This is a genomic window from Blautia sp. An249 (assembly GCF_002159835.1).
Taxonomy (GTDB): domain Bacteria; phylum Bacillota; class Clostridia; order Lachnospirales; family Lachnospiraceae; genus Blautia_A; species Blautia_A avistercoris.
The window spans coordinates 1-9,707 of sequence record NZ_NFJL01000038.1 but is presented as its reverse complement, the minus strand read 5'-3'; the positions used below and the strand labels follow the sequence as shown (position 1 = coordinate 9,707).

The 9,707-nt window shown below is 42.6% G+C and carries 7 protein-coding genes; 1 reads left to right on the top strand and 6 read right to left on the bottom strand.

Annotated features, from left to right (window positions below; all coding sequences use genetic code 11):
* Positions 1 to 437: 437 nt before the first annotated feature.
* The 6 genes from radA to B5F53_RS18945 all read right to left on the bottom strand — a co-directional run bounded on the left by radA (position 438) and on the right by B5F53_RS18945 (position 7,347).
* The gene (gene radA / locus B5F53_RS18970) at positions 438 to 1,817 is read right to left on the bottom strand and encodes a DNA repair protein RadA (protein ID WP_087226985.1); all 1,380 of its coding nucleotides are present in this window, start codon (positions 1,815 to 1,817) and stop codon (positions 438 to 440) included.
* 132 nt (positions 1,818 to 1,949) lie between these two features.
* A complete protein-coding gene (locus B5F53_RS18965) occupies positions 1,950 to 2,363 on the bottom strand; it encodes an endosialidase (protein ID WP_087226983.1) in 414 nt (137 codons plus the stop codon).
* 578 nt (positions 2,364 to 2,941) lie between these two features.
* On the bottom strand, positions 2,942 to 5,389 hold the full coding sequence (locus B5F53_RS18960; protein WP_087226981.1) for an ATP-dependent Clp protease ATP-binding subunit: 2,448 nt from the start codon (positions 5,387 to 5,389) through the stop codon (positions 2,942 to 2,944).
* A gap of 17 nt (positions 5,390 to 5,406) precedes the next feature.
* Positions 5,407 to 5,778, bottom strand: a complete 372-nt coding sequence (locus B5F53_RS18955; protein WP_087226979.1) for a GntR family transcriptional regulator — start codon at positions 5,776 to 5,778, stop codon at positions 5,407 to 5,409.
* A 102-nt stretch (positions 5,779 to 5,880) separates the two neighbouring features.
* Positions 5,881 to 6,645, bottom strand: coding sequence for an SseB family protein (locus B5F53_RS18950; RefSeq protein WP_087226977.1), 765 nt, complete (start codon positions 6,643 to 6,645; stop codon positions 5,881 to 5,883).
* Positions 6,646 to 6,648: 3 nt separating this feature from the next.
* Complete coding sequence (locus B5F53_RS18945) at positions 6,649 to 7,347, bottom strand: DNA alkylation repair protein (protein ID WP_087226975.1); 699 nt, start codon at positions 7,345 to 7,347, stop codon at positions 6,649 to 6,651.
* Positions 7,348 to 7,882: 535 nt separating this feature from the next.
* Between B5F53_RS18945 and B5F53_RS18940 the strand changes: the two genes are divergently transcribed.
* A complete protein-coding gene (locus tag B5F53_RS18940) occupies positions 7,883 to 9,610 on the top strand; it encodes an IS1634 family transposase (protein WP_087226973.1) in 1,728 nt (575 codons plus the stop codon).
* Positions 9,611 to 9,707 lie beyond the last annotated feature (97 nt).

The window sequence follows — 9,707 nt, the reverse complement described above, 5'->3', positions numbered from 1 at the left end:
CTGTTTCGGTTCGTGAACCGTTCGTTTTGTAAAGAATTTTCGGGTCTGTGTTTTACTGTTCAGTTATCATGGTTCTTTGCTGCTGTTTTCGACAGCCCATTTATTTTACCATCTTCATCCAGGCTTGTCAAGAACTTTTTTAACTTTTTTCAAAGCTTTTGTTCTCTGTTCCGCTCAGCAACTTTGTTATCTTACCACAGCTTTCCAAGCTTGTCAATAACTTTTTTTGCTTTTTTCAGAGTTTTTTTGTAAAAGTTCTTCTTTCATTCAGCAACTCTGTTACTATATCACGATATTCAGATATTGTCAACAGTTTTTTTAATTTTTTATTTTTCACCGACAATTCGGAATATTTATGTATTCTTTTGTCGAGTGGAATTACATACTACCATAACTCCTAATCTTCGTCAATACTAAATTCCCATTTTCTGCTTTTTTTATTTTTTTTCACCATGCAGCATCCAGGTAATCGCCTCTCTTATCGTCCCCACATAGACAAGACGAATTCCTTCCTCTTTATCTATAGCGCTTTCACATACTTTCGGCAGTATCACCGTTTCAAATCCCAGCTTTTTGGCTTCTTTCACCCGCTGCTGCGCCATGCTTACCGCTCTTACTTCTCCGCTGAGTCCTATTTCTCCAAATGCCATTACCGAATCAGGTATTACGACGTCTTTATAACTGGATACAATTGCCAGACAGATTCCCAGATCGATCGCGGGTTCTGTCATTTTCATTCCCCCTGCTATATTTACATAAGCATCAGACTGAGAAAGATGGAGACCCACCTTTTTTTCCAAAACAGCCATTAAAAGATTGACTCTGTTGAAATCTGTCCCTACTGCTGTCCTTCTGGGAATCCCAAGATTACTCTGACATACGAGAGCCTGTATTTCCACTAATATGGAACGGGTTCCTTCCATTGAACATGCAACTACAGAGCCTGAAGCATTTTCAGGTCTTCCGCTTAACAAATACTCAGAGGGATTGGGGACTTCTTCCAGACCGGTCTGCTTCATTTCAAATACTCCGATCTCATTTGTAGAACCAAATCGGTTTTTGACCGCTCTTAAAATCCGATAAGAGGCATGACGATCTCCTTCAAAATACAGAACCGTATCTACCATATGCTCTAAAACCCTGGGACCTGCCACGTTTCCTTCTTTTGTTACATGACCTACAATAAAGATTGTGATCCCCAGCCCTTTTGCAATCTGCATCAAAACATTGGTGGATTCCCTTACCTGAGAAACACTTCCAGGTGCTGAAGTGATGTCTTCATGGAACATAGTCTGTATAGAATCAATAATGACGGTTTCCGGTCTGAGCCTTTCTATTGTCTCCTTTATTGTCATCAGATTTGTTTCACACAAAAGGGTCAGCGTATCCTGAAATTCTCCGATTCGATTAGCTCTTAGTTTAATCTGGCGCAGGGATTCTTCCCCGGAAATATATAAAACTTTTATCTGCTGTTTTGCCAGATTCCGGCACACCTGCAAAAGCAGAGTCGACTTTCCGATTCCAGGATCTCCTCCTACCAGAACCAGACTTCCGCTTACAATTCCGCCGCCCAGAACACGATCCAGTTCTCCGATTCCCGAGGATTTTCTTGCATCCTCCCGAATATCAATTTCTTTCAATGTAACAGGGTTTGCAGGGGCAGACGTTCTCTTCCCGCTTTTTGATAAGCTTTTCGCCTCTACTGTTTCTTCTACAAAAGTGTTCCATTCGTGACAGCCCGGACACTGTCCCATCCATTTACCTGATTCATAGCCACAGTTCTGACAGAAAAATACCGTTTTCTTTCCTTTTGCCACTTATGTTCTCCCTTCTCTTCTTTAAGCGAATATCTAAAGTATAACAACCCCCTCCTTTCTCCGCAATAACAAATTAAAAAAAGAACGTCTGCCTTTCTCAGACAAACGTTCTTACATATTCGTTTTCTTCTTTTACAGCTTTACTATTTTCACAGAAACCCTATCCGCATTCTCCAGTTCTACGCTGAAAGAAAGCTTTCCGCCTAAATTTGTCTTCATCTTTCCGATGCTGCTGTCATTTAATGAAATCTCATATTCCGTATCTTCTTCCAACTCCACGGTTATCTGTGCATCTTCCGGACCTTCCACCTGGAAAGTCATTCCTCCGTCTTCCTGTAAAAGTTCCGTTACAGCTGTACCGGGAACCGATTCATAAACAAACATCCCATTACGCTCCAGCTTGGTAATCTCGGAAAATGTTTTTACTTTATATAAATCGCCCTGATGTTCGTAATCGGATAATTTAGATTTAACGTCCAGTTCATAATTCCCAAAACTAATGGTTCCATTTGACTCTGTTCGTATTAATTCCTTAACTACTGACATTGATACGTCCTCCCTATGACTCTTATCTGATAGAACAAAATTCTACTTAAGTACTGTCTGTATTATATAATAAATCACGGAATTTTTCCAGTAGCTTCTCGGAATTTTTCTTTTTTCTTCATCATTTTTTAATACCCTTATCTTCCGGAAGACGACACGGGAAATTCACAAAGTCTTCAAATTCCCATCACAAAATGAACACAATTATCTTTTATAGTGGATATTGTTAAAAGTTACCTTAACTTTTAAATAAACTTTTTCTTTTTCATTTTTCATAGAACCGATATTCCCCCCAAAAACTATCGGTTCTCTCCTTCTAAAAGAGTCTCTCCCCCAAGAGACTCTTTTTTATATCATAGGATTAAGGTGTCAAAAGCCTCTTCTGGAATTATGTTTCGGTAAAATACACAAAATCACCCGGACGTCGCGACTTTGCGCACAATGGAGATGAGACTCAGGGAATCGTGGAAGCCTTTGCTGAACACGATTTCCGGTTTCGGAGGCTCATCGGAGTGTTTTTGTGCGCTTCGCGCGGAAGGATATTTTGTGCATTTTGCCAAGTATAGAAAAAAACATCGTTATATCTTAAAATAAACTTCTTCTTTTCTTAAGGAAACCGTTACCGTATCCCCTTCTTTTATTTTTCCCTCCAGTATCTCATTGGCCATTTTATCTTCCAGTTTCGTCTGAATGGCCCTGCGGAGAGGACGGGCTCCGTATTTACTGTCAAAGCCTTCCTTCGCCAGATAATCTTTTACTGTAGAGCGGATTTTCAAAGTAATGTTCATCTGCTCTTTGCAGCGCTTTTCCAGATTTTTCAGAAGAATGCCTACAATCTTACGGATTTCTTCTTTTGTCAGCGTATGGAACACCATAATCTCATCAATTCGGTTCAGAAACTCCGGTTTGAACATTCTGCGTACTTCTTCCATAACTCCGGCTTTCATTCTTTCATAATCTTTCTGCTCATCTTCCACGGAAGCAAAGCCAAGCCGTTTCGGCTCAATAATCGCCTGAGCGCCGGCATTGGAAGTCATAATAATGATAGTCTGTTTAAAATCCACCTTTCTTCCATGGGCATCTGTAATATGTCCGTCATCCAGCACCTGCAGCAGAATATTGAACACATCCGGATGCGCCTTTTCAATTTCATCAAACAGAAGAACGCTGTAGGGATTTCTCCGGACTTTTTCGCTGAGCTGTCCGCCTTCATCATATCCCACATATCCCGGAGGGGAACCAATCAGCTTGGATACGCTGTGTTTCTCCATGTATTCCGACATATCAATCCGTATCATGGACTGTTCGCTGCCGAATACCGCTTCTGCCAGAGCCTTGGACAGTTCGGTTTTTCCTACTCCTGTAGGTCCTAAAAACAGGAAAGAGCCAATGGGACGGGACGGATCTTTCAGTCCTACTCTGCCTCTTTTTACTGCCTGAGCCACTGCGGCAACTGCCTCATCCTGGCCGATGACTCGTTTATGAAGTTCTTTTTCCAGTCTCGACAGCCGTCTGGATTCTGTCTCCGCCAGTTTTTTTACCGGTATTTTCGTCCATCCGGATACAATATCTGCGACTGCATTCTCATCCACTGTGCGCTTCTTTCTCTTCTGGCTTCTGGCAAATTTCTTCTTTTCTTCTTCCAGTATCATTTCCTTTTCTGTCTGAAGCTTTCCGATTCTTTTTGCCTCTTCCAGATCCGCGTTTTTCACTGCCACTTCCTTTTCCTGCCGCAGCTTTTGAATTTCCCTCTCCGTCTCTGTTACATTTTCCGGAAACTGGTATCCTTCCAGACGGACTTTCGAGCAGGCTTCATCAATTAGATCAATGGCCTTGTCAGGAAGAAATCTATCATTAATATAACGTACTGACATCTGCACTGCAGCTTCGATAGCAGAGTCTGAAATTTCCACCCCGTGATGCTGTTCATAATAGGAACGCAGTCCTTTCAAAATCTCTGTCGTCTCCTGTTCAGAAGGTTCTTCTACGGTGACCGGCTGAAATCTCCGCTCTAATGCAGCATCCTTTTCAATATATTTCCGGTATTCTTCCAGAGTCGTGGCCCCTATGAGCTGAATTTCTCCCCGGGAAAGGGAAGGTTTCAGGATATTAGAAGCATCCAGCGCGCCTTCTGCTCCTCCTGCCCCGATAATGGTATGGATTTCGTCAATAAAAAGAAGAATTCCTTTATTTTGTGATACTTCCTTTACCACGTTCTTAATTCTTTCCTCAAATTCTCCTCTGTATTTGGATCCTGCCACCATTCCCGACAAGTCTAAAACCACAACTCTTTTGTTTTTTACCGTATCCGGAACCATTCCCCATACAATCCTCTGAGCCAGTCCTTCTGCAATGGCTGTCTTTCCAACCCCTGGTTCTCCCACCAGGCAGGGGTTGTTTTTGGTCCTGCGGCTTAAGATCTGTATGATTCTGGTAATCTCGTCTTCTCTGCCGATTACCGGATCCAGTTTGCCTTCTGCTGCCAGTACCGTCAGGTCTCTGCTGTACTGATCCAACGTAGGCGTACTGCTCCCGGAACTCTTTTTCAAAGCTCTTCCGCTTTGGAGATCTTCCGGAGAAACACGACCTTCTTCTCCAATTGCAACCAGAATCCCGGCATACAGTTTCTGTATATTAATTCCCAGTGTATGAAGAAGCCTTGTTCCCACACAATCGGTTTCTTTCAGCATGGCGATCAGAATATGTTCGGTTCCCGTTTCCCGGGCTCCCAGGGCTTCAGCCTCTTTTCCCGCAGCCAGCAAAAGTTTTTCTGAACGCGGCGTATATTGTATATCTGCTCTTGTGAGAATGGAAGAAGGCGGCGCAATCAGCTTATCAATCAGCGCAATCAGTTTTTCTTCTTCCACATTAAATTCTGCCATCACCATACTGGCGGTTCCTTCTGTTTCTCTTAATAACCCCAGTAATATATGTTCTGTACCTATATATGCATGTTTATAGTACTGGGCAGTTTTTTTCGCAAGTTTTAACGCATTTTCTGCCTGTTTCGTATATTTATTCTGCATAGCCCCTCCTTGATGTACTATTCCTGATATGCATCAAACAGCTCGTCAATCAGTTCATGAACTTCCTGCCGGGAAATATTTTTGCAGCGTCCCTTGGCCAGCACACGGGAAAAGATTTCCCGCATCTCTTCCAGGGCTTTCAGTTTATCCACATCAATGGATACCACAGCGCCTCTTCTCCGATCAATGGTTACAAACCCTTCCTGCCGGAGTACGGAATACGCTTTATTTACCGTATGCATATTTATTCCGATATTTTCAGCCAGCTGGCGCACAGAAGGAAGGGTATCCCCTTCCTGCAGTCTGGACATTGCTATTTCCCGGATTATTTGATTGGTCAACTGCATATAAATCGCTTCATTGCTTTCAAAATCAATCTGGATTATCATAAATTCACCTTTATCTTCTGTTTTGTGCTATTCGTTATATTTATCCTAGCACAATTTCTTCTGATATTCCACTGCTTCTTTTTTCCAACGCAGAAACTCCTTTTATTTCCCGGCTATTTTCTCCAGTTGTTCTTTACTGAGAGGCAGATTAAAGCCCATGGGATTAATCACAATCCCTTTTGCGTCTTTAATCAGAATTCCCGGCAGTTTCTCAAAGGAAACCCTTAAAATCCGCATGGGTTTTTCGCTTTTAACAAATTTCTGTACTTCTCCCAAATCCGTAAACAGGGGCTGATAGGCATCCCCCTTTTCATTTTTCACATAAGGGAGATGGATTTGCTTGTTTTCCCCTTCATTTGCCTCCACAAGAACCAGATATTCACCTCTTGAAATATTAACTAACAGCTCTTCCTCCAGATTCCGGAGTTCTTTTTTCTCTTTATTATCCACAGGCCGTCTCAGTTCCTGCAGAAAATATAAAGCTGACAACTGCAGGGTTGGATTAAAGACCGGCTTCTGTTCCTGGGGAAGATCTGAAAAGTCGCGCATTACAGCAACGGAAGAAAGCTCTGCCTTTGTCTCTTCTCCCTCATGTACCAGAACCACCTCATTGACCCCGATTGAATGGAGAATCCCGTAGAGTTTGGGAAATCCTTCTTTGGGAACACGGCTTCCCATTAAAAGAACTTTCTCTTTCAGTTTCTCTTCCCCATATTTCTTCGTAGCCTCCTGATCTGTATAGATACGAACCTGATCATTAAAGGTTTCTTCATCGCAGGTCACATAGGGCATCTTCGTAGCCTGTGAGTAAATAACAAATAATTCCTCGCTGCTTTGTAAAATTTTAATAGCTTCCTCTTTTCTCATCTCTTATCCTTTCTGTCTCATCTGTTTTATTCTTGACTTCCACTGGTCATCCACCCGATAAGACTCCATAATTTTCTGTAATGTTTTTTTATATATGAATTCCTCTTTGGGCAGCTTTTCCAGATACTCCATGATCTGTCGGGGAAATTTCACAAAGTAAACGGACAAAGCCCATGCCACAGCCATTTTCGTGTAATACCCCTCATTTTTAAGGTCGGACAGTCTTTTCAATGCTTCTTCTAAATAGTTTTCTTCCACATAATAACTTAAGAGCATAACTGCCACAAAACGTTCCTGATATTCTTTTCCCGAATTCACATAAGAATCCAGCAGTTCCCACATTTCCTTCTTGTTTTTCTCTGTGCACTTTAAGGTATTGCAAAAGGAATCACAGACAGCCCAGTTATCAATCTGCGGCACAAACTGCCGGATATGGAATTCCCTCTTATCCCAGTCCATTTTTCCATATCCAATCACCAGGCCATGAATCATTTTTTCTTCATACCAGGTATCTTCGGCTTCCTCTATCCACTGCTCCCAGTTGCTTTTCCCTATTTCTCTGGCCAGTCTGCGCAGCTTCGGCAGCCTCACCCCTATAATGTGATCTACACCCGGCAGCAGCCCGGAATGGAACTTCCGGTACTCTTCCTCTCCCAGTTCCGCCAACATTTTCTGAACGTCTTTCCTGGTATATCTTTCCATTGTCCTGCTCCTTCCAAAAATACTTCGGTTTTAATTGAACAATATGGAGTACTTCCCTATGATATAAAAAAGAATCCTGCTCGCAGGATTCTCCGCCTGCGGCGGGGCGCAAAGCGCCTTCTTCCACTCCGGCGCAGTGCGATCCACGCGGAGCGTTTTTTATGTAATAGGAAATCCAACGGAATTTCCTATTATATAAAAAACGATGCCCACAGGGACTGAGCATCGTTTTACTCTTCCTCATTTTATTATAAACTCTTTAGAAAGTAAAGCAGAACTATAACTGAATCCGAATCCTGTATTTTTCCAGCCAGTAGTTTACCTGAAGCATAAATGCCAGCATCTGAGGGCCGGCCATTAACTGACCATACCAGGGTTTTCCGTAATCCGAAGGACTCGGGAGTTTGACAGTTGAATAAATGAAAAATCACTTGTAGGCCTTATAAAACCTGCTTTTTTTGTGTCAAATTTTTAGTTTTTATGTATGTTATTTTATGTTATTGTGTGGTATAATAAGGAGAAGGAGGGATGAGGCATGAATCTTCACATAACAAAATCTAAAAATGCAGAGTCATTCTATATTTGCAAATCTTATGTAAAAGCAAACGGAAGCACCTCTTCCACGATTGTTCGTAAGTTAGGAACCCTGGAGCATCTTCTGGTTGAGCATGGCCCAACAAGGGATGACGTGATTGCATGGGCAAAAAATGAAGTAAGAATAGAAACCGAAAAATACAAAAAGGAAAAAGAAGCAAAAACGGTATTGATCCCTTTCCATGCGGACAGACAGTTAGATTATGGGAAACAGGTCTTCTACCGCGGCGGATATCTTTTCCTGCAATCTATTTACTATCAGATGCAGATGCCTAAAGTCTGCCGGAAATTAAAACAGAAATATAAATTCAAGTATGATATCAACGCCATCCTTTCCGACCTGGTCTATGCCAGGATCCTGGAACCCTGCAGCAAGCGTTCTTCCTACAAAGCTGCTCTGGAGTTTTTGGAGAAACCTTCCTATCAGCTTCATGACATATACCGCGCGTTGGATGTCCTTGGTACGGAATGTGATATGATTCAGGCGGAACTCTATAAAAACAGCCACTTTCTGGGGCAAAGGAATGATAAGATCCTTTATTATGACTGCACGAATTATTATTTCGAGATAGAGCAGGAAGACGGCAGCAAGAAGTATGGAAAGGGAAAGGAGCACAGGCCCAACCCGATTATCCAAATGGGACTTTTCATGGACGGGGACGGGATCCCCCTTGCATTTTCCCTTTTCCCGGGGAGCGCAAACGAGCAGACTTCTCTGAAACCTCTGGAGAAGAAAGTCCTTGGGGATTTCGGATGCCGGAAATTCATTTATTGCAGCGATGCCGGGCTGGGGTCGGAAGCTATCCGAGAATACAACCATATGGGAGAACGGGCTTATATCGTAACCCAGTCCATCAAAAAACTAAAGAAAGAAGAAAAAGAGTGGGCGCTAAGCCCAGAGGGGTTTAAACGGGTTTCCGATGACATGCCTGTCGATATCACGAAGCTGCCGGAAGATGACAAAGGGCTTTATTACAAGGACGAACCGTATACCACAAAAAAACTGCACCAACGCCTGATCATAACGTATTCCCCAAAGTATGCCTTATACCAGAAATCCATCCGCAGCAAACAGGTGGAGCGGGCACAAAAAATGCTGGATTCTGGGAACACAAAAAAGAACCGGAGGAACCCCAATGACCCGGCACGTTTCATTGGAAAGACGGCTGTTACAAAAGATGGGGAAACTGCGGAGATCAGGCAATACCTCGATCTGGATAAGATTGCGGAAGAGGAGCAGTATGATGGGCTTTATGCAGTATGCACGGATCTTTTGGAGGATGGGGTCGGCGGCATTTTAAAAGTAAGCGAAGGCAGATGGCAGATCGAGGAATGTTTCCGGATCATGAAAACAGATTTTTCTGCAAGACCGGTTTATTTACAGAATGAGAATCGGATCAAGGCACATTTCCTGATCTGTTTTCTTGCACTGGCCCTCTATCGGTTTCTTGAGAAAAAGCTGGAGCATAAATATACCTGCGAAGAGTTGTTGGATGGTCTGAAAGCAATGAACTTTGCACAGATACAGGAGCAGGGATTTATCCCACTGTACAAAAGGGAAAAGATCACAGATGACCTTCACGAAGTCTGTGGTTTCCGGACGGATTATCAATTCATAACCAAAAGTAAAATGAGGACAATCCAGAAAAAAAGTAAGGGAAAGGAATAAATTACTATACTCCGTGACAACGGTAAAAATCGCTGTAGCCCAGTAAATACAAGGGATACAGCGATTTTCTCCTTCATCAACTGTCAAAGACGGGATT

Bases quoted from the DNA above. Each gene is read 5' to 3' on its own strand.
- B5F53_RS18945 (WP_087226975.1), bottom strand. From the start codon at position 7,347: ATGGAAAGATATACCAGGAAAGACGTTCAGAAAATGTTGGCGGAACTG.
- B5F53_RS18950 (WP_087226977.1), bottom strand. From the start codon at position 6,645: ATGAGAAAAGAGGAAGCTATTAAAATTTTACAAAGCAGCGAGGAATTA.
- B5F53_RS18960 (WP_087226981.1), bottom strand. From the start codon at position 5,389: ATGCAGAATAAATATACGAAACAGGCAGAAAATGCGTTAAAACTTGCG.
- B5F53_RS18940 (WP_087226973.1), top strand. From the start codon at position 7,883: ATGAATCTTCACATAACAAAATCTAAAAATGCAGAGTCATTCTATATT.
- B5F53_RS18965 (WP_087226983.1), bottom strand. From the start codon at position 2,363: ATGTCAGTAGTTAAGGAATTAATACGAACAGAGTCAAATGGAACCATT.
- B5F53_RS18955 (WP_087226979.1), bottom strand. From the start codon at position 5,778: ATGATAATCCAGATTGATTTTGAAAGCAATGAAGCGATTTATATGCAG.